General features: G+C 68.5%; 25 protein-coding genes. 12 read left to right on the plus strand and 13 right to left on the minus strand.

What is annotated here, in order from left to right:
• On the plus strand, nt 1-89 hold an 89-nt coding region (locus LI92_RS24345; RefSeq protein ID WP_286135046.1), incomplete at its 5' end, for a hypothetical protein.
• 45 nt (nt 90-134) lie between these two features.
• Here LI92_RS24345 and LI92_RS11650 read toward each other — a convergent pair.
• The 5 genes from LI92_RS11650 to LI92_RS11670 all read right to left on the minus strand — a co-directional run bounded on the left by LI92_RS11650 (nt 135) and on the right by LI92_RS11670 (nt 6400).
• Nucleotides 135-1160 (minus strand): nitronate monooxygenase, encoded by a 1026-nt coding sequence (locus LI92_RS11650; protein WP_046319042.1) that lies wholly within the window; start codon nt 1158-1160, stop codon nt 135-137.
• A gap of 4 nt (nt 1161-1164) precedes the next feature.
• Complete coding sequence (locus tag LI92_RS11655) at nt 1165-2487, minus strand: M16 family metallopeptidase (RefSeq protein WP_046319044.1); 1323 nt, start codon at nt 2485-2487, stop codon at nt 1165-1167.
• Nucleotides 2465-4732 (minus strand): polyribonucleotide nucleotidyltransferase, encoded by a 2268-nt coding sequence (locus LI92_RS11660; protein ID WP_046319046.1) that lies wholly within the window; start codon nt 4730-4732, stop codon nt 2465-2467. Before LI92_RS11660 ends, LI92_RS11655 begins: the two co-directional genes overlap by 23 nt.
• Before the next feature lie 304 nt (nt 4733-5036).
• On the minus strand, nt 5037-5306 hold the full coding sequence (rpsO, locus tag LI92_RS11665) for a 30S ribosomal protein S15 (RefSeq protein ID WP_046319047.1): 270 nt from the start codon (nt 5304-5306) through the stop codon (nt 5037-5039).
• Between the two features lie 116 nt (nt 5307-5422).
• Complete coding sequence (locus LI92_RS11670) at nt 5423-6400, minus strand: bifunctional riboflavin kinase/FAD synthetase (protein ID WP_046319048.1); 978 nt, start codon at nt 6398-6400, stop codon at nt 5423-5425.
• A gap of 25 nt (nt 6401-6425) precedes the next feature.
• Between LI92_RS11670 and mntR the strand changes: the two genes are divergently transcribed.
• The gene (gene mntR, locus LI92_RS11675) at nt 6426-7124 is read left to right on the plus strand and encodes a manganese-binding transcriptional regulator MntR (protein WP_046319049.1); all 699 of its coding nucleotides are present in this window, start codon (nt 6426-6428) and stop codon (nt 7122-7124) included.
• Nucleotides 7125-7129: 5 nt separating this feature from the next.
• On the opposite strand, the gene LI92_RS11680 is transcribed toward mntR, so the two are convergent.
• Genes LI92_RS11680 through pptH form a run of 4 tightly spaced genes read right to left on the minus strand, consistent with a single transcriptional unit; the run spans nt 7130 to nt 10622 of the window.
• Nucleotides 7130-8107 (minus strand): DUF2804 domain-containing protein, encoded by a 978-nt coding sequence (locus LI92_RS11680; protein WP_046319050.1) that lies wholly within the window; start codon nt 8105-8107, stop codon nt 7130-7132.
• 6 nt (nt 8108-8113) lie between these two features.
• Nucleotides 8114-9004, minus strand: coding sequence for a tRNA pseudouridine(55) synthase TruB (gene truB / locus LI92_RS11685; RefSeq protein ID WP_082109676.1), 891 nt, complete (start codon nt 9002-9004; stop codon nt 8114-8116).
• Complete coding sequence (gene pptT / locus LI92_RS11690; protein WP_046319051.1) at nt 9001-9660, minus strand: 4'-phosphopantetheinyl transferase PptT; 660 nt, start codon at nt 9658-9660, stop codon at nt 9001-9003. The genes truB and pptT overlap by 4 nt, the downstream gene beginning before the upstream one ends.
• On the minus strand, nt 9657-10622 hold the full coding sequence (pptH, locus tag LI92_RS11695) for an ACP phosphodiesterase PptH (protein ID WP_046319053.1): 966 nt from the start codon (nt 10620-10622) through the stop codon (nt 9657-9659). The genes pptT and pptH overlap by 4 nt, the downstream gene beginning before the upstream one ends.
• A gap of 116 nt (nt 10623-10738) precedes the next feature.
• Here pptH and LI92_RS11700 point away from each other — a divergent pair, with 116 nt between their 5' ends.
• Nucleotides 10739-11320: a DUF3558 domain-containing protein gene (locus LI92_RS11700; RefSeq protein ID WP_046319055.1), complete on the plus strand. Its 582-nt coding sequence runs from the start codon at nt 10739-10741 to the stop codon at nt 11318-11320.
• Nucleotides 11321-11333: 13 nt separating this feature from the next.
• A complete protein-coding gene (locus tag LI92_RS11705; RefSeq protein WP_046319056.1) occupies nt 11334-13001 on the plus strand; it encodes a CocE/NonD family hydrolase in 1668 nt (555 codons plus the stop codon).
• Here the strand turns inward: LI92_RS11705 and LI92_RS11710 are convergent.
• Nucleotides 12948-13709, minus strand: coding sequence for a DUF5642 family protein (locus tag LI92_RS11710; protein ID WP_286135048.1), 762 nt, complete (start codon nt 13707-13709; stop codon nt 12948-12950). The genes LI92_RS11705 and LI92_RS11710 overlap by 54 nt on opposite strands.
• Nucleotides 13682-14011, minus strand: a complete 330-nt coding sequence (locus LI92_RS11715) for a hypothetical protein (protein WP_152665440.1) — start codon at nt 14009-14011, stop codon at nt 13682-13684. Before LI92_RS11715 ends, LI92_RS11710 begins: the two co-directional genes overlap by 28 nt.
• Nucleotides 14012-14430: 419 nt before the next feature.
• On the opposite strand from LI92_RS11715, the gene LI92_RS11720 reads away from it, so the two are divergent.
• Nucleotides 14431-14919 carry a hypothetical protein gene (locus tag LI92_RS11720; RefSeq protein WP_046319063.1) on the plus strand — a complete coding sequence of 163 codons (489 nt, stop codon included), beginning with the start codon at nt 14431-14433 and terminating at the stop codon, nt 14917-14919.
• 166 nt (nt 14920-15085) lie between these two features.
• Entirely contained in the window at nt 15086-15394 is a 309-nt protein-coding gene (locus tag LI92_RS11725; RefSeq protein WP_046319080.1) for a hypothetical protein, read from the plus strand.
• 38 nt (nt 15395-15432) lie between these two features.
• On the opposite strand, the gene LI92_RS11730 is transcribed toward LI92_RS11725, so the two are convergent.
• Entirely contained in the window at nt 15433-16704 is a 1272-nt protein-coding gene (locus LI92_RS11730; protein WP_046319083.1) for a lipase family protein, read from the minus strand.
• A 616-nt stretch (nt 16705-17320) separates the two neighbouring features.
• On the opposite strand from LI92_RS11730, the gene LI92_RS11735 reads away from it, so the two are divergent.
• Genes LI92_RS11735 through LI92_RS11750 form a run of 4 tightly spaced genes read left to right on the plus strand, consistent with a single transcriptional unit; the run spans nt 17321 to nt 22020 of the window.
• Entirely contained in the window at nt 17321-18535 is a 1215-nt protein-coding gene (locus tag LI92_RS11735) for an acyl-CoA dehydrogenase family protein (RefSeq protein WP_046319065.1), read from the plus strand.
• The gene (locus tag LI92_RS11740) at nt 18535-19671 is read left to right on the plus strand and encodes an LLM class flavin-dependent oxidoreductase (RefSeq protein ID WP_046319067.1); all 1137 of its coding nucleotides are present in this window, start codon (nt 18535-18537) and stop codon (nt 19669-19671) included. The genes LI92_RS11735 and LI92_RS11740 overlap by 1 nt, the downstream gene beginning before the upstream one ends.
• 16 nt (nt 19672-19687) lie before the next feature.
• Nucleotides 19688-20818: a dimethylsulfone monooxygenase SfnG gene (gene sfnG / locus LI92_RS11745; RefSeq protein WP_046319069.1), complete on the plus strand. Its 1131-nt coding sequence runs from the start codon at nt 19688-19690 to the stop codon at nt 20816-20818.
• A complete protein-coding gene (locus LI92_RS11750; RefSeq protein ID WP_046319071.1) occupies nt 20815-22020 on the plus strand; it encodes an acyl-CoA dehydrogenase family protein in 1206 nt (401 codons plus the stop codon). The genes sfnG and LI92_RS11750 overlap by 4 nt, the downstream gene beginning before the upstream one ends.
• A 13-nt stretch (nt 22021-22033) precedes the next feature.
• Here the strand turns inward: LI92_RS11750 and LI92_RS11755 are convergent, their stop codons facing one another.
• Complete coding sequence (locus tag LI92_RS11755; RefSeq protein ID WP_046319072.1) at nt 22034-22585, minus strand: DUF1802 family protein; 552 nt, start codon at nt 22583-22585, stop codon at nt 22034-22036.
• 33 nt (nt 22586-22618) lie between these two features.
• Here LI92_RS11755 and LI92_RS11760 point away from each other — a divergent pair, with 33 nt between their 5' ends.
• Complete coding sequence (locus tag LI92_RS11760) at nt 22619-23374, plus strand: enoyl-CoA hydratase (RefSeq protein WP_046319073.1); 756 nt, start codon at nt 22619-22621, stop codon at nt 23372-23374.
• A gap of 16 nt (nt 23375-23390) precedes the next feature.
• Nucleotides 23391-23658: hypothetical protein (locus LI92_RS11765; protein ID WP_152665441.1), on the plus strand; the 268-nt coding region annotated here is incomplete at its 3' end.

Consider the following 23658-nt stretch of genomic DNA (forward strand, 5'->3'; position numbering starts at 1 on the left):
CCTGGATCAACTACAAGCGCGACAACGAGATCGCGCCGGTGAACCTGCGCCCGCACCCCTACGAGTTCGCGCTGTACTACGACTGCTGACGAACTGCTGGTGGCCGCCGGCCGGGAGCGCCGGCCGGCGGGGTGTCAGCGGGGGGCCAGCCCAGCGATGATGTCGGCCGCGCGTGCCGCGCGGGCGGTCCGGTAGGAGGTACCCGCCCACAGGCTGGTGCCGTGCGGGTCGTCCATGGCCACTGCCGCCGCCCGGATCGGGGACGTCATGTGGTGGATCTCGGGATAGCCCACCGGTGCCACGTCTTCGAAGGAACGCGTGAAGTCATTCTCCAGGCTGCGCGCGTAGCGGCCGGAGAACGCGCATGTGACCGTGGTGTTGACGAATTCCGGGTTGGTCAGTGCCGCACGGTGGGTCGGGTTGGTGCCTGCCTCATGCGCCAGGAGCAGGGCCGTCCCGACCTGAGCGGCTACCGCGCCACGGCGCAGCACACCGCTCACGTCGGCCGCCGTGCCGAGCCCTCCCGCCGCCACCAAGGGGACGCCCGGGTGGGCGTGGCCGATCTGCGCCAGCAGGTTCTCCAGGGAGTCGGTGCCCGGCAGCGTGTCCGGGGCAAACGTTCCCCGGTGCCCGCCGGCATTGGGGCCCTGCACCACCAGTGCCTCGGCACCGTGCCCCACCGCGACGCCGGCTTCATAAGCCGACGTCACGGTGGCCACGGTCAGGATGCGCTGCGACCGCAGCAGCTCCAGGATGTCGGGCGCCGGTGTCCCGAAGGTGAACGACACCACCGTGGGCCGCAGCTCCAGGACCACCTCAAGCTTCTCCGACCAGCAGTCGTCGTCATCGAAGCGTGGTTGGCCCAGCTCTACCCCGTAGTGCTCGGCCAGCGGATCCAGCAGGTCTGCGTATTCGTCGAGCAGCACGATGTCGGCGGCACTGGGTTGGGGCACAAAGAGGTTGACCCCGGTCGGCCCGGTGGTGGCGACACGGGCCTCCGTGAGGTCGTCGGCCAGCTGCTCAGCGGTGCGATAGCCGCCGGCCACGAAACCCAGACCGCCCGCCTGGGATACCGCCGCCGCCAGCGCCGGTGTGCTGGGACCGCCCGCCATCGGAGCGCCGACCAGCGGAACGGCGAGTTCGGAGAAGCTGAACGCCATTGCCTTAGCCTGCCATCGCCCTCAAACGCCGCGGAAGCGCCCCTTTGGAGCGGTACGGCCCGAGGACGGCGACGCCGTAGGGCTGCCGCAGCAGCCGCCTGGCCACCGCGTTCACCTCCTCGACGGTGACCGCGGAAAGTTCTCGCAGGGTGCGTGCGATGGGCCGGTGCCGGCCGTAGTTCAACTCGCTGCGGCCCAGCCGGTTCATTCGAGAACCCGAATCCTCCAGGCCCAGCACCAGTCCGCCGCGCAGCGAGCCCTTGGCGATCCGGCACTCTTCGGCGGTGATACCGTCGCGCGCCACCGACTCCAGCACTTCGGCGGTCACAGCAGCCACTTCGGCGAACCGGTCCGGCTGGCATGCGGTGTACACCGAGAGGGCACCGGCGTCGGCAAAGGTGTCCACCGACGAGTAGATCGAGTACGCCAGACCGCGAGCTTCCCGTACCTGTTGGAAGAGCCGCGAACTGAGTCCGCCGCCCAGGGCGGTGTTGAGCACCGCCAGCGCCTGGCGGTGCTGCCAATGGCGTCCGGGCGCCCGCACCCCCAGGGACATGTGCGTCTGGTCGGCATCGCGGTTCACCACGGTCAGACCGGGGGAACCCGGAATCCGCGCCGCCCCGCGCCGTGGAGCGGCCGGGCGCTCGCCGCGAATCAGCCTGTGCCCGAAATGCTCCCGCACCATGGCCACCACGGTCTCGTGGTCGACATTGCCGGCGACGGCGACCACCATGCGCTCCGGCGTGTAGCGGCGCTGGTGAAACGAGCGCAACTGCGCGCGCGTCATCGCCGACACCGATTCCACGTTGCCGATCACCGGCCGCCCGATCGGATGGTCGCCGAACAGCGTCGACAGGAACACGTCGCCCAGCGCGTCCTCGGGATCGTCGTCGCGCATCGCGAGTTCCTCAAGGACCACGTCGCGCTCGACTTCCACATCGGCAGCCGCGCAGGACCCGTTGAGCACCACGTCGCTGACCAGCGCGACCGCCAACTCCAGGTCGGTGTCGAGCACGTGGGCGTAGTAGCAGGTGTGCTCCTTGCCCGTGAAGGCGTTGAGCTCGCCGCCTACGGCGTCCATCGCCTGAGCGATACCGGCCGCCGTCCGGGTCGGGGTCGCCTTGAACAGCAAGTGCTCCAGGAAATGTGCCGCCCCGGCCACGGTCGAGCCCTCGTCGCGGGATCCGACGCCGACCCAGACACCCACCGACGCCGAACGAACCGCGGGGAGGTACTCGGTGACCACCCGCAGTCCGCCCGGCAGGGTGGTGCGTCGCAGTGTGGAGCGCGGTCGCGCCCCGGTGTCAGCTGTCGGCAGCCGCGGCATCGGCAGGCTCAGCGGACCCAGACTTTTGGGCCGAGTCCGCCGCGTCTGCCGCGTCCTCGACGGGCACCAGCGAGATCTTGCCGCGGTTGTCGATGTCGGCGATCTCCACGCGCAGCTTGTCGCCTACCTTCACCACGTCTTCGACCTTGGCGACCCGCTTGCCCTTGCCCAGCTTGGAGATGTGCACCAGCCCGTCGCGGCCCGGCAGCAGCGACACGAACGCGCCGAAGTCGGTGGTCTTGACCACGGTGCCCAGGAAGCGCTCGCCGATCTTCGGCAGCTGCGGGTTGGCGATGGCGTTGATCTTGTCGATCGCGGCCTGCGCCGACGGGCCGTCGGTGGCGCCCACGAACACGGTGCCGTCGTCCTCGATGGAGATCTGCGCACCGGTCTCCTCGGTGATCGCGTTGATCATCTTGCCCTTGGGCCCGATCACCTCGCCGATCTTGTCCACCGGAACCTTGATGGTGGTGACCCGCGGCGCGTAAGGGCTCATCTCGTCGGGCTCGTCGATGGCCTCGGCCATGACGTCGAGAATGGTCAGACGAGCGTCCCGGGCCTGCGCCAGCGCACCGGCGAGCACCTGCGACGGGATGCCGTCGAGCTTGGTGTCGAGCTGCAGGGCGGTGACGAACTCCTTGGTGCCGGCCACCTTGAAGTCCATGTCGCCGAACGCGTCTTCGGCGCCCAGGATGTCGGTGAGCGCCACGAAGCGACGCTCGGTCTTGCCATCCACCTCGACATCGTCGGAGACCAGACCCATGGCGATTCCGGCGACCGGAGCCTTCAGCGGCACACCGGCGTTGAGCAGCGCCAGCGTCGAGGCGCAGACCGAACCCATGGAGGTGGATCCGTTGGAGCCCAGGGCCTCCGACACCTGCCGGATGGCGTAGGGGAACTCCTCGACGCTGGGCAGCACCGGGACCAGTGCGCGTTCGGCCAGCGCGCCGTGGCCGATCTCGCGGCGCTTGGGCGAACCGACCCGGCCGGTCTCACCGGTCGAGTACGGCGGGAAGTTGTAGTGGTGCATGTAGCGCTTGGACTTCTCCGGTCCCAGCGAGTCGATCTGCTGCGCCATCTTCATCATGTCCAGCGTGGTGACGCCCAGGATCTGGGTCTCGCCACGCTCGAACAGGGCGCTGCCGTGTGCCCGCGGCACCACCGCGACCTCGGCGGACAGTGCCCGGATGTCGGTGATGCCACGGCCGTCGATGCGGAAGTGGTCGGTCAGGATGCGCTGCCGGACCAGCTTCTTGGTCAGGCTCCGGTAGGCCGCACTGATCTCTTTCTCGCGACCCTCGTAGGTCTCGGCCAGGCGGTCGAGCACCTCGGCCTTGATCTCCTCGGTGCGGTCGTCACGCTCGGCCTTGCCCGCGATGGTCAGCGCCTTGGCCAGCTCGTCGGTCGCGACGGAAGCCACCGCGTAGTAGACGTCGTCGCCGTAGGCGGGGAACAGGGGGTATTCGACGGCCGGGCGCGCAGCCGCATCGGCCAGCTCTTGCTGGGCCTTGCACAGCGCCGCGATGAACGGCTTGGCCGCTTCGAGCCCTTCGGCCACCACGGTCTCGGTCGGCGCCTGGGCGCCGGCCTGGACAAGCTCGATGACGTTCTCGGTGGCCTCGGCCTCGACCATCATGATCGCGACGTCACCGTCTTCGAGGGTACGGCCGGCCAGCACCATGTCGAACGTGGCGCGCTCCAGCTGCTCCACCGTGGGGAAGGCGACCCAGGTGCCGTCGATGAGTGCCACCCGCGCCGCACCGACGGGGCCGGAGAACGGCAGGCCCGCAAGCTGGGTGGACGCCGATGCGGCGTTGATCGCCACCACGTCGTAGAGGTCGTTGGGGTTCAGGCTCATCACCGTGACGACGACCTGGATCTCGTTGCGCAGGCCGTCGACGAACGACGGGCGTAGCGGACGGTCGGTGAGGCGGCAGGTCAGGATCGCGTCAGTGGACGGCCTGCCCTCGCGCCGAAAGAACGAGCCCGGGATGCGGCCGGCCGCATACATCCGCTCCTCGACGTCGACGGTCAACGGAAAGAAGTCGAAGTGCTCCTTGGGCGCCTTGCTGGCGGTGGTCGCCGAGAGCATCATGGTCTCGTCGTCGAGGTAGGCGACGACGCTGCCGGCGGCCTGCTGGGCCAGCCGACCGGTCTCGAAGCGGATGGTGCGCTTGCCGAAGCTGCCGTTGTCGATGACAGCGGTGGATTCGAATACGCCTTCTTCAATTTCAATTGCAGACATGGAAGCCGTGCGGCCTTTCCTGGTTCATTCAACTGTTTCGCAACGTCAGACGTGCGTCAGCGAGGGGACCTGGATGCGGCTACGGTCGTCGATCGAAGCGGCCGGATCAAAGACGTACTGTCAGACCCGGCTGCCACTACCGAAGACCGCCCGACACAGGTCTGGCTGTTCGCACCGGACGTGTCCCGTCGTGACGTGCCGGAGTGGCGCACGCGGATGCGGGGGCCACACCGATGTCCGGGCCTGGTCGGCCCGGAACGGTCTCACTCTACACGGCAGCGGCTGGCGACTGCCCCGATCGCCGTCAGCGACGCAGGCCCAGGCGCTCGATGAGCGAGCGGTAACGCGCCACATCGGTCTGGGTCAGGTACTTGAGCAGACGGCGACGACGGCCGACCAGCAGCAGCAGACCGCGCCGCGAGTGGTGGTCGTGCTTGTGCTTCTTGAGGTGCTCGGTCAGGTCGACGATCCGCTTGGTGAGCAGGGCGATCTGAGCTTCGGGCGAGCCGGTGTCGGTCTCGTGCAGGCCGTAGCTGCCCAGGATTTCCTTCTTCTGCTCGGCGGTCAACGCCATGACACATCTCCATCGATAGGTCCCGCGAATATCAAGTCGATGGCCACCGCGGACTGCAGCACACCGAGGGGCGAGTCTAACAGCGCCATGCGCACTCGTCCTAACCGCGCAACCGGTCAGTCCCTGTCGAGCAGGTCGCGGGTCTTCTCGACGTCGGTGTTCATCATCGCCACCAGGTCCGCCACCGAGTCGAACTTCTTCTGCCCCCGGATCCGGCTGACGAAGTCCACGGCGACGCGCTGGCCGTACAGATCGGCGGTTTCATCGATCACGAACGCCTCCACGGTGCGGGCCCGCCCGGAGAACGTGGGGTTGGTGCCTACCGACACCGCGGCCCGGCAGCGCTGGCCGGCGACCACAGTGCCCGGAACCTTGCCGTGGCCCAAGACGGTGAACCATGCGGCGTACACGCCGTCGGCCGGGATCGCCGCAAACGCCGACGGAGCCACATTGGCCGTCGGGAAACCCAGACCGCGCCCGCGCCCGTCGCCGCGCACCACCAGACCCTCGACCCGGTGCGGCCGGCCCAAGGCCTCGGCCGCCGCCGCCACGTCGCCGGCGTCCACGCAGGACCGGATGTAGGTCGAGGAGAAGGTGACCGACTGGGTGGCGTCGGCGCGCTCGGCCACCAGCGACACCGATTCGACGCCGAACCCGAACTGCTCACCGGCACGACGCAGGGTCTCGACATTGCCGGCCGCCTTACGACCGAAGGTGAAGTTCTCGCCGACCACCACCTCCACCACATGCAGGTCCTCGACCAGCAGCTGGTGGATATAGCGGTCCGGGGTGAGCTTCATGAACTCGGGGGTGAACGGAATCACCAGGAACACGTCGATGCCGAGCTGCTCGACCAGCTCGGCGCGGCGCGCCAGGGTGGTGAGCTGCGCCGGATGGTTGCCGGGGTAGACCACCTCCATCGGATGCGGATCGAAGGTCATCAGCACCGTCGGTACGCCGCGCGCCTTTCCGGCCTTCACCGCGTGGGCGATCAGTTCCGCATGGCCGCGATGCACACCGTCGAACACGCCGATGGTGAGCACGCACCTGCCCCAGTCTGTGGGGATCTCATCCTGCCCCCGCCACCGCTGCACGGGGACAAGCCTAAACTGTCCGGTTGTGAGCCCTTGGGAGCAGTCGGATGGGCTGAGTAGCGTCGCTCAGGACTATCTGAAAGTCATCTGGACGGCCCAGGAGTGGTCACCCGACAAGGTCAGCACGAAAATGCTGGCGGAAAAGCTCGGAGTGTCCGCCAGCACGGCATCGGAGTCGATTCGCAAACTGGCCGACGCGGGCCTGGTGGACCACGAGAAATACGGTGCGGTGACGCTGACCGACCAGGGCCGTCAGGCCGCTCTTGCGATGGTCCGCCGCCACCGCCTGATCGAGACGTTTCTGGTCTGCGAACTCGGCTACGCCTGGGATGAGGTGCACGACGAAGCCGAAGTCCTCGAGCATGCGGTGTCCGACCAGTTGGTCGCCCGCATCGACGCCAAGCTGGGGTTTCCACAGCGCGACCCGCACGGCGACCCCATCCCGGCGCCGGACGGGCAGGTACCCACTCCCCCCGCACGTCAGCTCTGGGCGTGCTCAGAGGGCGAGGCCGGGACCGTGGCCCGAATCTCCGACCACGATCCGGAGATGCTGCGCTACTTCGCCCAGGTGGGCATCAGCCTCGACGCCCGCATCCGGGTGCTGACCCGTCGCGATTTCGCCGGGATCATCTCGGTGGCCCTGGACCAAGCCGGGGACTCCGACGGCGAGTCGGCCACGGTGGACTTGGGCAGCCCTGCCGCCCAAGCGATCTGGGTGGTCTGATCCGCTCACCAGAGCAGGTGTACCTGTTCGGCCCAGCCGAGGAGTCCGTCGACAGCAACGCCGGCACCGGCGTCGGTGCGGATGCGGCCGTGGTAGTGCCCGAAACACAGATGGGTTCCGGGCAGCGGTGACCGGTGATGAAACGGCGTGAAGGTCAGGTCCACCTGGTCGGAGTCCGGCGTGCGGATGGTCCACGGCCCGGTGTATTCGGGGTAGTGCCAGTCCAACTCGTCGCCGATCTTGTCCAGCCGACCGTCCACGCAGAGCGCGTTCTCGGTGCTGCCCGTGCCCACGGTCCACTTCCCGCCCAGTTGCAGACCGACGACATGGCCGTCGGTGTGCCCGGAGGCCGCGCCCCAATTCCACAGGGTGTTCGCCGGCCAGCGGCCGCGTCCGTGGTCGAGCACGCCCCAGCCGCCGTCGAAGTCATACGTGGTGTCGCCGACCCGCACGACGCCCGAGGCCGGGCGCGCGGTGTGCTTGGCGGTGTACTGGAACCGCTTCGAACTCCAGGGCACCACCACTGCCAGCGTCTCGTGGCCCGGTGGTAGCGCGACGAACAGGTCACCGGTCATAGGCCCGGCAGATGTTCTGCAGGAGAAGCGAATCCGGGTTCCTTCGGCTTCGGTGGCGATATCGATCGCCACCGTTCCGCGCGCCCGGGCCGGCCCGCCGCCGAGGTTGTCGGGCAGGGTTATCCCCCAGCCGCCCGGGTGCGCGCAGCTGCGTGACACCGCACGGCCGGAATAGTCGAGCAGGTACACGTTGCTGACACCGAGATAATCCAGGTCGGCAACGGTGACCGCGACCAGGTGCGTGGGGGTGGTCAGGCACCAGTACTCCCACCTCTTGGTACGCCCCCAGCCACGCAGTCCGGTGCGGTGCAACGGTGTTCGGGTCCAACCGACGGCCGCAGGGTTCAACGCCCCCGACGCATCGCATAGCTCGACCGCCTCGGTGATCTCACGTTCGTGGGTGACCACGGCGGCCTACAGCGTCGCCGGCCGGATGACGACCACCGACTTGGTTCGCCGGGGCGCATCCTCGAGCAGTGCGATCACCCGGCCGTCCGGTGCGGTCGCGGCGTACACGCCGTTGATCCCGGCGGGAGACAGCGGTCGGCCGTGGCCGGCATCGAGTGCCTCCTGCTCGGTCAGGTCCCGGCGGGCGAAGGCGCCCAGACAGGCCTCGTCGATGGGGTAACTGAGCACCGGATGCTCCTGCAGCTCATCGAGGGTTCGGGCCTGATCCAGCCCGAAACTGCCGGCCCGGGTCCGCCGCAGCGCCGTCAGGTGCCCGCCGACTCCCAGGGCGGCACCCAGGTCGCGGGCCAAAGCACGGATGTAGGTGCCCGCCGAACAGTCCACCTCGACGTCCAGGTCGACGAACGGGTCATCGCGCCGTACCGCCAGCAATTCGAAGCGCTCGATGCGCACCGGTCGGGCGGGCAGCGCAACGGCCCGGCCCTCTCGCACCAACTGATAGGACCGCTTGCCGTCGACCTTGATGGCGCTGACCGCCGAGGGCACTTGCGCGATGTCGCCGCGCAACCCGGCGATCGCCGTAGCGATCTGAGGGTCGGTGAGATGAGATGCCGACGTGGTCTGCAGCACCTCGCCTTCGGCGTCCTCTGTCGAGGTGGTCTGCCCCAACCGGACGGTGGCTGCGTAGGACTTCTCCGACGCGGTCAGCAGCCCCAGAATCTTGGTGGCCCGTTCGATGCCGATCACCAGCACGCCGGTGGCCATCGGGTCCAACGTGCCCGCGTGGCCGACCTTGCGGGTGCCGAACGCCCTGCGGCATCGCGACACCACATCGTGGCTGGTCATTCCGGCGGGTTTGTCGACGATCACCAGGCCGGCCGGCACGGGTTCGCTCACAGGACGATCGCCGTCAGTACCAGGCCGCCCGCCACCGACCACCGCCCGCGCAGTGTCGTCAGTGGCGGTCCGGACCGCGCCGCGGGATCGATCAGGATCCGCGAGGCGAAGCTGCCGTCGGTCTCGAAGGTGATGTGCGCGTCCTCGAAACCCAGCCACCGCCCGGTCAGCGGAAACCATGCTTTGTAGGTGGCCTCTTTGGCGCAGAACAGGATTCGATCCCAGTGCCGATCCTGGGGCAACGCCGCGAGCTCAAAACGTTCGACCGGAAGGCTCACCGCGTCGAGCACGCCGTCGGGCAGCACATCGTGCGGCTCGGCGTCGATTCCCACCGACCGCACGTCGGGGCTTCGGCCCACCACCGCGCCGCGGAAACCGGCGCAGTGGGTCAGGCTGCCGACGATGCCGGTGGGCCACGACGGCTCGCCCTTCTCCCCCTTGAGAATCGGGACGGGCGGTTGCCCGAGTTCTTCCAGCGCAAGCCGGGCGCAGTAGCGGGCGGTGACGAATTCGTTGCGGCGCTTGGCGACCGAACGGGCCACCAGTGGCTCCTCCTCGGGCAGCGGAGCCAGTCCGGGCGGGTCGTCGTAGCGCTCGGCCCAGGCCAGCGATCCCCTCGACGCTCCACAGAGCACCGCGTCCAGCAGCTTGCTCATCGGTTCTGCCTCTGGCGTAGCCGCTCGGCGAATTTCGCACTGGCCTCGCGCATCTCGTCGGTGATCGCGAAGTGGCCGCCGAACTCGTTGAGGTAGCCGGGCGGGTACTGCGGGTCGGGCAGTATCTGGCGTAGCCACCGGTGCGGGCGCCGACGGCGCCATTCCCGCGGATAGCCCACCGAGACCTCTTCGAAGCGCACACCGTCGTAGTAGGTGGTTCGCGGGATGTGCAGGTGGCCGTAGACCGAACACGTGGCGTTGTAGCGGGTGTGCCAATCGGCGGTTTCGACGGTGCCGCACCACAACGAGAACTCCGGATAAAACAATGCGTCGCAGGGTTGGCGCACCATCGGAAAGTGGTTGACCAGCACGGTCGGCGTCATCCAGTCGAGATCTTCGAGGCGCTTTCGCGTGGCCGCCACCCGGTCGCGGCACCAGGCGTCGCGGGTGCCGTAGGGCTCGGGCGACAGCAGGAACTCATCGGTGGCCACCACGTTGTTCTCCCGCGCGATGGCCAGCCCTTCGGCCTTGCTGGTCGCTCCGGCCGGAAGGAAGGTGTAGTCGTAGAGCAGGAACATCGCCACGATGGTGGCCGGGCCCCCCTGCTCGGTCCAGACCGGGAAGGGATGCTCGGGCGTGATGACGCCCATCTGGTCACACATGTCGACCAGGTAGTCGTAGCGCGAGCGGCCGAAGATCTGCATCGGGTCCTTATTGGTGGTCCACAACTCGTGGTTCCCCGGCACCCAGATCACCTTCGCGAACCGTTTGCGCAGCAGATCCAGTGCCCAGCGGATCTCGTCGGTGCGCTCCGCGACGTCACCGGCGACGATCAGCCAGTCGTCACCGGTAGCCGGGTACAGCGCCTCGGTGATGGGCTTGTTACCCGAGTGGCCGGTGTGCAGATCGGAGATCGCCCACAGGGTGGGGCCGTCGGCGGCCCTCGGCTCGTGGGTGGTCACGAGTTCCGAGCCTAGTGGGTGACCGGAATTAGAACGTGTTCTCGCCTTCGAATCAGTGGCGGGCGCCACAACTTGTACACTCCCCGGCAGAGCATCGGGCGGAAGCAAGGAGTGTCATGCTCACCAAACTGCGTCTGATGACCGCGGTGGGGGCGCTGGTGATGGCCGTCGTGGTGGTCTGCCAACAAGCACCCGTCAACGGCGTCCCGGGAAGTGCGGGGGTGGACCTGCGTTCCACCGGGATACCGTTGGCACCCCCGACCACGTCGAGCAAAGCGGTCAACCTCACCAACCCGCGCCCGTTCGACGCCTGCGAAGACATTCCCTTCGACGTCATCGCGCAGCTGGGTCTGGCGTTCACTCCCCCCAAGCCGGTCGAGGGTGTGCGCTGCGAGTTCGACGCGGGCAACTACCAGATGGCCGTTGAGACCTTCGTGTGGCGCAGCTACGACGAATCCATCCCCGCCGACGCCATCGAGATGGACATCAATGGGCATCGGGCCGCGCAGTACTGGGTGATGAAGCCCACCGAGTGGAATAACCGCTGGTGGGTCTCCTGCATGGTGGCTTTCAAGACCAGCTACGGAGTGATCCAGCAGTCGCTGTACTACTCGCCGGTGTATTCCGAGCCGAAGGTGGACTGCCCCGCCGAGAACCTGATGCGGGCCCATCAGCTGGCACCGCACTACAAGTACTGAAGGTACTGAGTTCGTGACGTCGACCACCTCCGCCCGGCCGGCCCGTCCGCGTCTTGGCGATGTCGTCCTGAACCGGGCGCTGCGGCAACTGCCACCGCCCACCACCGGCTACACGGTGCGCCGGGAATCCATCCCGATGCGCGACGGCGTAGAGCTGCGGGCCGATCATTACCAGCCGACCGGCGACGTGGCCGGCACCCTGCTGGTGCGCTGTCCCTACGGCCGGGGATTCCCCTTCTCACTGGTGTTCGCCCGGATGTTCGCCGCCCGCGGGTACCGGGTGATCCTGCAGAGTGTGCGCGGCACCTTCGGCTCCGGCGGGGTGTTCGAGCCGATGGTCAACGAGGCCGCCGACGGCGCCGACACGGTGGAGTGGCTCCGCGCCCAGCCGTGGTTCACCGGATCCTTCGGCACCGTGGGGCTGTCCTACCTGGGCTTCACCCAGTGGGCGTTGCTGGCCGACCCGCCGCCGGAGCTGGCCGCCGCCGTCGTCACCGTCGGACCGCATGACCTCTACGAGTCCACCTGGGGTACCGGGTCTTTCGCCCTCAACGACTTCCTGGGCTGGAGCCACATGATGGCCCACCAGGAGGTCCGTCCCCGGGTCAGGGCCGGTCTGCAGCAGCTGACCGCCCAGCTCCGGGTCCGACGGGCCGCGGCGGCCCTGCCCCTGGGGACGGCGGGACGCGCACTTCTGGGCACCCGCTCGACCTGGTACGAGTCCTGGGTCGAGCACCCGGACCGTGACGACCCGTTCTGGGACAGGATGCGTTTCCCGGCTGCGCTTGAGGGAACTCAGGTGCCGGTACTGCTGCTCAGCGGTTGGCAAGACCTGTTCTTGGATCAGACGCTGACACAGTTCCAGACCCTGCGCGACCGCGGAGCCCAGGTCGCGATGACCGTCGGGCCCTGGACTCACACCGAGATGCTGACCCGCGGCCTGCGCACCGTCACCGCCGAATCCCTCGATTGGCTCAACGCTCACCTGGCCGGCGCCGACGGTCCGTCGCGCACCAGCCCGGTCCGGGTGTATGTCACCGGCGGCGGCGGGTGGCGTGAGTTTCCGGATTGGCCGCCGGCGACGACCACGCGCACCTGGTGGCTGGCGCCGAGCGAGCGCCTGGCCGCCTCCCCCGTGGCCGATGGCGCGACGGACGCGGTCAGCTTTACCTACGACCCCGCCGACCCCACGCCGACGGTGGGCGGGCGGCTGCTGGCCCCGGGTGGCGGCTACCAGCGCGACGACGTTCTGGCCCGCCGTGGCGACGTGCTGACCTTCACCGGAGCAGCCCTGACCGAGGACGTCGACGTCTTCGGCAGCCCGGTGGTCGAGCTGGCGCATTCGAGCGACAACCCCAACGTCGACCTGTTCGTCAGGGTCAGCGAGGTCGACGCTCGCGGGCGCTCCCGAAATATCAGCGACGGCTACCGCCGGCTGACCCCGACCGCCGGAACGGTCCGCATCGAACTCGACCAGATCGCCCACCGGTTCGCGGCCGGTTCGCGCATCCGGGTGTTGATCGCCGGCGGCTGCCATCCCCGGTTCGCCCGCAATCTGGGCACCAGTGAGCCCGCGATCAGCGGCGCCGCACTGCTGCGCGCGACGCACACGGTGCGGCTGGCCGGCTCACGGCTGCTGCTGCCCTCGCACCGCCGAGACAGCCTTGACCAACAGATCTGACATCAGCCGCTGCGGATCCAACTGCTCGTCGGCGCTGCCCATCACCACCACCGACGTGTGGTCGTCGAGCGCGGCCGTGTAGAGATAGTCGGGATCGTCCTCCGGATCTGCGACGGTCAGCTTGACCCCGGTCGTGGTGACGCCGCCGATGTCAGGTGCCGGAATACGCTCCACCGTTCCGGTCGCCTGGGGCGAACCGGACAGCGCGATGCGGTCACAGCCCGCCGGATCGGCTTCCGGCGTCACGGAGTCCGGGGAGCTCAGGGCGACGACGTACATGTTCCCCCGGTCCCCCTGCCCGATCACCCCGGCGGCTTGGGTACCGGCTTTCGGGTCAACGTAGCGCGGGATGACCACCGACCGGCATTGCGGCGGGTCGACTTGGGCCTGGGTGAACGCGGCTACCGCGGACCCGTCGATGTCGGACTGCCCCAAGGTCTTTGCCGGATGCGCCTGTGCGGTGAAACCCTCCGGAAATTCATTGGCGACGGCATCGATGCGGGAGACGTCGTAACGCGGCGGGGCCGGCTGGGCAGCGGCCGGCTGGGACGCCGCCGAACCCGCCGGAGTCACCTCGGCGCTGGTGGCGCACCCGGCGAGGGTCAGCCCCACGCCGAGCGCGCCACCCAGCACGGGCCCGATGACGGCCCGGTTACGGCGCGGCTTGACCGGCATCGCGGTCACCACCACCACCACCAGTGGTGCCACAAGTGGTGATGGTGACGCCACCAGTGGTGGTGCCGTCCCCACTGCGGCAGGGGGCCCGAACGCAGATCCGTGGCGAACACGTGGTCAGCCGGAGCGCGCTCGAGGCCCGCGTGGTTGCCCACCGCGGCCGGCAGAGCGGGTAGGTCGCCGTGCATCTCGACCACGGCGGGCGGGTGCGCAAGGGCGCCCCCCGGAACAGCCTGCGCCGGTCCGGCCGCGCCGATCACCAACGCACCGCTCACCGTGCCGGCGCTGACCACCGCGGCGGCCACGCGTCGGCTGGCATTCCGTGACATCACCATGATTTCCTCCCTAGTCAAGATTCCCGAATTCTCTTGATATTCGCGAGGCTAGCACCAGAAAAGCGGGCCGACAATGACCTTGGCTACATTTTTTGGATGCTCGAAACGCTTTTTGCCTCCATGCCCAAAACCCTGGGGCTTGGCGACTATTTAACCAGCTCAGAGCACATCTACTGAACTACTGAGCCACTGATATACGCGAATCCGTATTTAATGCGATAAGGACTTATGAGCGCATTTTCGCAAAACAAATCAACTCCTCCTGAACAATGGCGCGGGTCGACCTCTCCCCTTTTGGTCTGCATAACGCGGCGCATCGACGGCCGAGACATGCGAAGATGCGATCAGTTCCGTAAGAGCAGGCGTTGGGCGGCTCGCCGCGGGCGAACCCGCAGTGGCAACCGAGGAAGCGAGCGACCATGAAGCGGCTCTACGAGCGCCACAGCACGGCGACTAGCCCCGAGCGCCTTGATGCCGCGGTGCGCGCCGCGATCGGCGACCACGCAGCAGGGCACCAGCTCGGCGACGTGCTGGGGCAGGCGCAGGCGGTCTGCGAAACCCACAGCGTGCGGCTGTACCGCAATGGGCTGATCGCCAGGATCACCGGCTCGGCAGACCCCGATCGAGAGCACCGGACCGTGGCCGTGCTGACCCCCCGCTACCTGGTCATCGCCGTGTCCGGCGACAAACGGGGAACCCACGTTCGCTCGGCACGGCTTGAGACGATCAGCGCCCGTCCCGGCATCGTCGGGGTGCCCGACTTCGGAGTCGATGTCGTCGGGCACTGGTCCGGCGCGACCGACGAGCAGGCGGACGCCGGGTTCTACCTCGGTCTCGGCGCCGACCAGAGCGGGCAGGATTTCGCCGACCGGCTGCGCGCCGCCGTCTCCGCTGCCAAAGCTCGCTGACCTAGGGCTTCGGCGGTTGCACGGGCGCCCCGCCGGAGCACGACGCGACGGCGGCGCCGGTTGAGCCCAGCAGGCCGGTGCCGCAGTGCGGTCCCGGATGGCCGGTGAGCGGCTACGCTGGCATGAGCACCAGGGTGAGGTGCCACCGCAACCGAAGGTCTACACGATGAGAGCTTCCAGCGATCCCCTCGACAACCGCGGTTTCGCCGTCCCGGCCACCGGCTGGCCACCGGTCCGCGAGCCGGGCATGAAGCCGACCGAGCCGATCCCGCTGCGTCAGACCCGAACCCGCCGGACCGTCGACCTGTCGCCGGCCCAGCACCGCGGGCTCGACCTCTGGCAGCGGGAGGCCGCCGACCGCGTCGGCTGTGCGCGGATCACCGGCCAGGAAGTCATGACAGCGCTGATCGACCAACTGCTCGCCGACCCCGAACTGTCCGCCCAGATCATTCGGACCCTGCGATCCCGGCGGTAGCGCCCGCCGGGACCACAGGGTCCGACTGTGCCGAAACGTCACTCAGCCAGGATCGCCGTGCAGTTCGAGTGGGTCGGCGCCCCGTTGAAGCGATCGCTGACCCAGGCCATGCTGCGCTCACCATCGACGAACTGCGGCAGCAGGATATTGATGTCCATCTTGTTGAACAGCGGCGGCTGCTCGTTGGTCCACAGTTCGACATCAGCACCCTGCGTGCACCAGTCGCGGGCCGTGTCATGGGCGGCGGTGTAGGGCGCCAACGGGTCCCAGCGGTTGTGCGAGATGTACACCGGCCCCTTGGGCTTGATGTTTCCGACCCGCTGCGAGGCGAAGATCGTCTTCAGGGGTTCGGAGGAGGCGATGGCATTCAAGTCGTCCTTGAACCAGAACTCCAGGTGGCGGAACGCGTAGTCGACGCCGCCCTGCACCAGGCAGGTGTGTCCGCTCCAGTCCAGCATCTGCACGCCGCGCGGGGTCAGCGCATCCCAGATGGCCTGCTCGGTCTCGGGGTAGGACGCCTGGATACCACGCAGCAGATATCCGGCGAGTACGGCCAGGAAGTTGCCGTCGACGGAGGGAATCGCCTCGACCACGTTGGTCAGCGGTGCGTTGGCGTAGGTGCCGACAACATTGAGTTCGGGCGCATAGGTCGATGCCAGCTCGGCAGCCGACAGCGACGCCTGCCCGCCCGACGCCCAGCCCCAGAAAGCCACCGGTCCATGCGGATCCAGGGAGGTGCCGGGCAGCTTCTGAGCCGCGCGGGCCGCGTCGAGCAGCGCCGTTCCCGCGGCGACCCGGTTCAAGAACTGAGGCGACTGCGGACCGTGTGTCCCCAGACCGACCCCGTCGGTCACCACGATCGCGAAGCCGCGGGCCAGCAGCGTCGCGATGAAACCCTCCTCGTAGTTGAACGTCAGGTCGAAGCCCTGCGAGAAGTGGATGCCCTGGTCAAGCAGTCGCGACGGGGCGCACTGCTCACCGACCCCGTACGGGCCGGTCGCGTAAGCGATCAGGGGGCGCGGGCCGTTACCCGGCCAGGGCACGTCGGGCTCGATGTAAGCCCCGGTGACCGCAACCGGATGCGCCTGAGCATCAGTGCTGCTGTACATGATCCGCGTTCCGGTTCCGACGAAGGCTCCCAGCTGACCAGACGGTTCCAGAACCAGCCGCAGCGGTTCGGTCCGGATCAGATCACCCGGCTTCCCGGCCGGAAGCGGGGCCGGAGGCGTGTAGAAGGCCTCGTATTTGCGGTCGTCGGCCCGCGCCACCGGGTCGTCCACCAGGGTGAGCGAACCGGCGGCCAGCGCCATCGCCGCTAGGGCCGCCACCGTCCGGCGACCGGATCGCCGACCGCCGGCCTTCGTGCCGGCGGTGGTGCAGTCGGTACGCGCCCGCCATCGATGGATCACCTTGGACAAGTCACCACGACTAATCGAAACCCTCATTGACTCTTCCTCTTTGGACGCTTGGACTGGCGGCACACCAGGACGCGCTTGACCACCGTGCGTCGGACGGCGATTCAGGACGGAATGAAATGTCACTCGAACGTCTGTTGGCAACACGCTGCCCATTAGTGATCACAGGTCACAAAGCTGTGAACAGCGGCTTAGCCTTTGATAACAATTAGCTCCACGGCGAGCGGAAATTGTCGCACCTGCACAATCGTGCAGCGGCGCGGTCCGCCGTCGCTCTCCCCCGCCGCCTGCACGGGTGACACGCCCCGCGCCGGGTGGACCGCCGGAGCCCGGCGCGCTTTGGAATCACCTTGCGTTTTAGCGGGCCGGGACGGCATCTGCCCTGCTCAGCGCCGATTCATAGGAGTCCTGGCGATCGGCCGTCATGTTGTCTGCGGCAGAGGCCCCCGCGTTGTATTTCGTGGCAGCGCCGGACATCCGGTGCGCCACTTCGTTTCCCAAGGAGCCCCCCATGACCGTCGTCACGGAGCGACCGGCCGCCAGCGGCCAGGTCCTCGCCAACGTGCTCGCCACCGCTGACCGAGTCGCCGAAGAGTTGCGCGAGACCGCAGCGGAGCGTGACCGGGCGAACGGCACGCCGCGCGCCGAGATCGAACTGCTGCGCGCCAACGACCTGCTGCAGATCCAGGAGCCGGTCGAATACGGCGGATCCGGGCTGAACTACGCGCAGGCCTCGCAAGTCACCAGGCGGATCGCCCGCGGCGACACCTCCATCTCCCACCTGCTCGGCTACCACTACGCCCAGACCCGGGTCGCCCGGCTGTTCGGCACGCCGGAGCAGGCCGACGCCCAGTCGCGTCGCAACGCCGCCGAGAAGCTGTTCTGGGGCGGCATCCAGAACCCGCGTGGCAGCACCGGACTGGTGCTGACCCGCGACGGCGACGGCTTCCGGCTCAACGGCAGCCGCACCTTCGCCAGCGGCGCCAGCACCGGTGACCAGCTCTCGGTGACCGCGCTGCTGGACGGGTCTCAGGTGTTCCTGTCGCTGGACGCCCGTGGCGGCCGGCAGGGTTTCACCTTCCTGGACGACTGGGACAACATCGGCCAGCGTCTCACCGACTCCGGCGGGGTCCGTGTCGTCGACGCCCGTATCGAACATCACGAGGTTCTCGGTGAGGAGCCCTTCACCGGAGGCACCCTCAGCCCGTATCAGACCCTGATCACCCCGCACTGGCAGTTGGCGTTCGTGAACTTCTATGTCGGGACCGCCGAGGGCGCGCTCACCGAGGCGCTGAACTGGGCCAGGACCAAGGCCACCCCTTGGGAGTCCTCGGGTGTCGAGCGGGCGACCGACGATCCCTACATTCTGCAGATCGTCGGCGAAGTGGTCAGCCAGGTGCGCGCCGCCGCCCTGCTGGCCGACCGGGCCGGGGAGGCGCTGCAGGAAGCCATCGACATCGGCCCCGCACTGACCGAAGATCAGCGCGCCGAAGCCGCGATCGCCGTCTACGAAGCGAAGTACCTCACCACCGAGGTCGGCCTGCAGGCCGCCACCCGGCTGTTCGAGATCCAGGGCGCCCGTGCCACCACCAGCGCGTATGGCTTCGACCGGCATTGGCGCAACCTGCGCACGCACACCCTGCACGACCCGGTCGCCTACAAGGCGCGCGAAGTCGGTGACTGGGTGCTCAACCACCGGCACCCCGAATTCTCGCTGTACCGCTGATGGCCATCACCCTGCATTGGTTCCTGCCCACCAACGGCGACTCGCGCAGCGACCTGAGTCTCGGCAACGCCGTTGGTGCGGCAGGCAGCCGCGTGAACCCCTACGGTGCCGACCGCGCACCAGACCTGGACTATCTGCGCATGGTCGCCGGAGCGGCGGAGAAGCTGGGGTTCGCCGGGGCGCTGACGCCGACCAGCAGCTGGTGTGAGGACGCCTGGGTGTTCACCGCGGCGCTGAGCCAACTCACCACCCGGTTCAAGTTCCTCGTGGCTTTCCGTCCGGGACTTCAGGCACCGACGCTGGTGGCTCAGGCGGCGGCGACCTTCCAGCGGGTCTCCGGAGGCCGGTTGTTGCTCAACGTCGTCACCGGCGGCGACGACGTCGAGCAACGGCGGTTCGGCGACGACCTGGACAAGGACGCGCGTTACCGGCGCGCCGGCGAGTTCCTCACCGTGTTCCGCCAGTTGTGGTCCGGTGACCCCGTGACGTTCCACGGCGATCACCTGTTCGTCGAGGACGCGACCATCGTGCCCGACTCGACCTGGCCGGAGATCTATCTCGGCGGGTCCTCGGCGGCCGCGGTCGACGTGGCGGCCGAGCACGCCGATGTCTACCTGACCTGGGGCGAGCCGCCGGCGCAGGTCGCCGACAAGCTCGACACGGTGCGTCGGCGGGTCAAGGATCTGGGCTCTGACCGACGGGCCGCCGGCGACCTGCGGTTCGGGATCCGGCTGCACGTCATCAGCCGGCCGACCGCGGCCGAGGCCTGGGCCCAAGCCGATCGGCTGCTGGCCGGGCTGAGCCCCGAGCAGATTCAGCGGGCCCAGCAGATCCAGCGCAGCTCCGGATCCGAAGGCCAGCGGCGGATGACCGAACTGCACGGCGGCCGGACCGACAATCTGGAAGTGTCGCCGAACCTTTGGGCCGGCGTCGGCTTGGTCCGGGGTGGAGCCGGCACCGCCCTGGTGGGCAGCCACGAAGAGGTCGCCGATCGCATCGAGGAGTACTACCGCTTAGGGCTGGACGAGTTCGTGCTGTCCGGTTACCCCCACCTGGAGGAGGCGTTCTCGTTCGGGGAGGGTGTCCTGCCGATTCTGGCCGAACGGGGTCTGCTCGGCCCCACACCGACTACCTAAAAAGGAAGACAAGGCAATGCCGACCTACCCCCCCACGCCGCTGAGCTTCGCCTACTGGGTCCCCAATGTCAGTGGCGGACTGGTCACCTCGACGATCGAGCAGCGCACCGACTGGAGCTACGACTACAACGTCGCCCTGGCCCGGATCGCCGAGGAAGCCGGATTCGAGTACGCCCTGACCCAGGTCCGTTACACGGCCAGCTACAGCGCCGAATACCAGCACGAATCGACCAGTTTCAGCTTGGCGCTGCTGCTGGCCACCCAGCGGCTCAAGGTGATCGCCGCGGTGCACCCCGGGATGTGGCAGCCCGGCGTACTGGCCAAATGGCTGGCGACCGCCGACCACCTGTCGAACGGGCGCGTCGCGGTCAACATCGTCAGCGGCTGGCTCAAAGACGAGTTCACCAAGCTCGGCGAGCCCTGGCTCGAACACGACGAACGCTACCGGCGCAGTGCTGAGTTCATTCAGGCACTCCGGGCGATCTGGACCGAGAGTCCGGCCAACCTGGCCGGCGACTTCTACCGGATCCGCGACTTCAACCTGGCGCCCAAACCGCTGTCGTGGGAAGGCCGCCCCCACCCGGAGATCTTCCAGGGGGGCAACTCCACCGCGGCCCGCGCCAACGGCGGCCGTTATTCCGACTGGTATTTCTCCAACGGCAACGACTTCGACGGTGTCACAGCGCAACTGGCCGATCTTCGCCGGATCGCGGCCGATTCCGGTCGTGCCGAACCTCCTCGCTTCGGCCTGAACGGTTTCGTCATCGTCCGCGACACCGAGGCCGAGGCCAAGGAGGTGCTGCGGGAGATCATCGCCAAGGCCGATGTACCCGCGGTCGAGGGATTCGGCGCGGCGGTGCGCCAAGCCGGCGCCTCGACCGCGGACCAGCGGGGCATGTGGGCGGACTCCAGCTTCGAGGACTTGGTGCAGTACAACGACGGCTTCCGCACGCAGCTGATCGGTACCGCCGAACAGGTCGCCGAGCGCATCGTCGCCTACCGCAAGCTGGGCGTGAACCTGATCCTGGCCGGATTCCTGCACTTCCAGGAGGAGGTCGAGGCCTTCGGCCGCAAGGTGCTGCCGTTGGTACGCGAACTGGAGGCACAAGCCGGGCTGGCGCCGGCACCCGTGCCGGCACTGTCGTGACCGCCGGAACCACGGTGCGGCTGGCCAACCACGCCGAGGCGGTCGCCGCAGCACAGGCATTCGCCGACGCCGTGCGTCCCGGGGCGGCCGACCGGGACCGGGCCGGGGCGGTTCCGCGTGCCGAACTGGCCGAGTTCGACCGCTCCGGCCTGCCGGCGATCACTGTTCCGGTAGCCGACGGCGGGTCCGGGCTGGGACCGGGAACCCTCGCCGAGGGGATCCGCACGATCGCCGCCGCCGACCCGGCGTTGGCGCAGATCCCGCAGGGCCATTTCCTGGCCGTCGACATCCTGCGCCTGCTGGGCACGCCGGACCAGCGCAGCCGGCTGTTTCCCGCGGTGACCCAAGGGGGCCGTATCGCCCCGGTCCTGGCCGAACGCGGGGGCACGCACGCCCTCGATCTGAAAACCCGCCTCGTCGCCGACGGCCCGGGATGGCGCTTGGAGGGAATCAAGTACTACAGCACGGGCGCCATCACGTCGCACTGGCTGGCCGTCAGCGCCCTGGACCCCGACGACCAGCTGATCCTGGCGTTCGTCGAACGCGACAGTGACGGGGTGCGCATCGACGAGGACTGGTCGGCGATGGGCCAGCGTTCCACAGTCAGTGGCACAACGACTTTGGACGGCGTGCGCGTCGATGCCGGGTTCGTTCTGCCGTACGGGACGGCGTTCGCCGCGCCCCAGCTGCTCGGGGCGCGGGCGCAGCTGGTGCACGCGTCAATCGAAGCCGGTATCGCCGAGGGGGCACTGGCCGACGCAGCGGAGTTCGTCCGCACGCGCAGCCGGCCGTTCGCCGAGGCCTACCGAACCGCTCAGGCGCCGACCGCCGCCGAGGACCCCAACATCCGGTTGCGGATCGGCCGGTTGGCCACCCGCACGCGCGCCGCGGTGCAACTGCTGCGCTGGGCAGCCGGCGTCCTCGACGAGTCGGGGCTGATCCCGGCCGGCCCGGACGCCGCGGCACAGGGGTCGATCGCGGTGGCCCAGGCCAAGGCGTTCGCCAGCGACGTGGCCGTCGATATGGCCAGCGAGCTGTTCGCGTTGACCGGTGCCAGCGGGACCGACCTCAAGCACGGACTGGATCGGCATTGGCGCAATGCCCGCACGCACAGCGTGCACGATCCCGTGGATTGGAAGTACCACCACATCGGCGCGTGGGAGCTGACCGGGGTCCGGCCGCCCAATCACGCGCAGATCTGACCCGGCGGGCTCGTCAGCCGACGCTGTCGCGGACCCTGGCGGTCGTCGCGGCGAGCTCGTCGGCGGTGAACACGGGGTCGCCCAGCTCGGGGTCGGCGATCGGCAGCTGAACCCAGCTGGAGCAGCCGGCATACTCGGGGCTGCGCGCCAGCCGGACCGGGACCGACAGCGGCAACACCTGGACCACCAGCGCCGTCAGCCGGTGCTTGGGCCGGAAATCCAGCCGGTCGGCACGCACCGATTCGGCGGTCCAGATGTGCAGGTCAGCGATGTCGTCGAGCGCATCGGGCCGGTCGACCGGCAGCGCCGCAACGACTTTCGCCGCCGCGCGCACCAGTATCTGCTCGGCGGTGGAGTCTGCGGCCGCCGGCGCGAGCAGGTCACGGTGTTCAGGACGGACGCGCTCGGCGTGGCTGTGCACCGAGGTGGGGAACAGCAGGAACTCGTCGGCGCTGACTTCGAATCGCTTCTCGTGAATGCCGCCTTTGCGCAGCAGGATTCGTTGCCTACCGGCCAGCAGCGCCGCCACGACAGCGCTCCACTCCTTCAAGGCCATACCGTGCATTCCCCTCAGCCTAGCCCCGGCTACGGTGAACTGGTGAGTGACGACATTCTGCTGGTCCACACGCAGGACCGCATCCGAATCCTGACCCTCAACCGTCCGCAGGCCCGCAATGCGCTGTCGGCGGCCTTGCGCGACGCCATCTTCAGCGCGCTGGCCGCCGCCGATGCCGACGCCGACGTCGATGTGGTGATCCTCACCGGAGCCGACCCGGTCTTCTGCGCGGGTCTGGACCTCAAGGAGTTCAGCGAATCCACGGCGCTGCCCGACATCTCCCCGCAGTGGCCGCCGATGACCAAGCCGGTGATCGGTGCCATCAACGGCGCGGCGGTCACCGGTGGGCTGGAATTGGCTCTGTACTGCGATGTTCTGATCGCATCGGAGCAGGCCCGGTTCGCCGACACGCACGCCCGCGTCGGCCTGCTGCCGTCCTGGGGCCTCAGTGTTCGTCTCCCCCAGAAGGTCGGGGTCGGTCTGGCCCGCCGGATGAGCCTGACCGGCGATTACCTGTCGGCGGCCGACGCGCTGCGGGCCGGCCTGGTCACCGAAGTGGTGCCCCACGATGAACTGCTTGCGACCGCCCGCGCCGTGGCAGGCTCCATCGTCGGCAACAATCAGGCCGCGGTGCGGGCGCTGCTGGCCTCCTACCACCGCATCGACGAGTCGCAGACGGCCACCGGACTGTGGATCGAGGCGATGGCGGCCAAGCAGTGGCTGCACACCGTGAGTGGCGCCGACGTCGCCGCCAACCGGGCAGCGGTGCTCGAGCGCGGGCGCGCCCAGGTGCAGTGATCGTGGCGCGCACACGTTGACCCCCGACGGCCCCCCGTACCCCGCAAGTCCGCACGCCGACTTCCAGCCGCCCCCACCTCGGCGGCGGCTCCTCGACGTGATCGGCGCGTCGTTGCTCGCTGTGTTGCTGCTTGTGGCGTGCGGGCTGGGCTGGGTGTATTCGATGTTCGCCGGGATGGTGACCACGCAGTGCTCGGCTGCTCACCAGTGCAGTGGCGGCCTGATCAGCGCCGCCTACCTGGTGTCTTGGGGCGGCATGGCGGTCGCGATCGTCACCACGTTGG

The organism is Mycobacterium sp. UM_Kg1 (assembly GCF_000972925.1).
GTDB classification, from domain to species: Bacteria; Actinomycetota; Actinomycetes; order Mycobacteriales; family Mycobacteriaceae; genus Mycobacterium; species Mycobacterium hiberniae.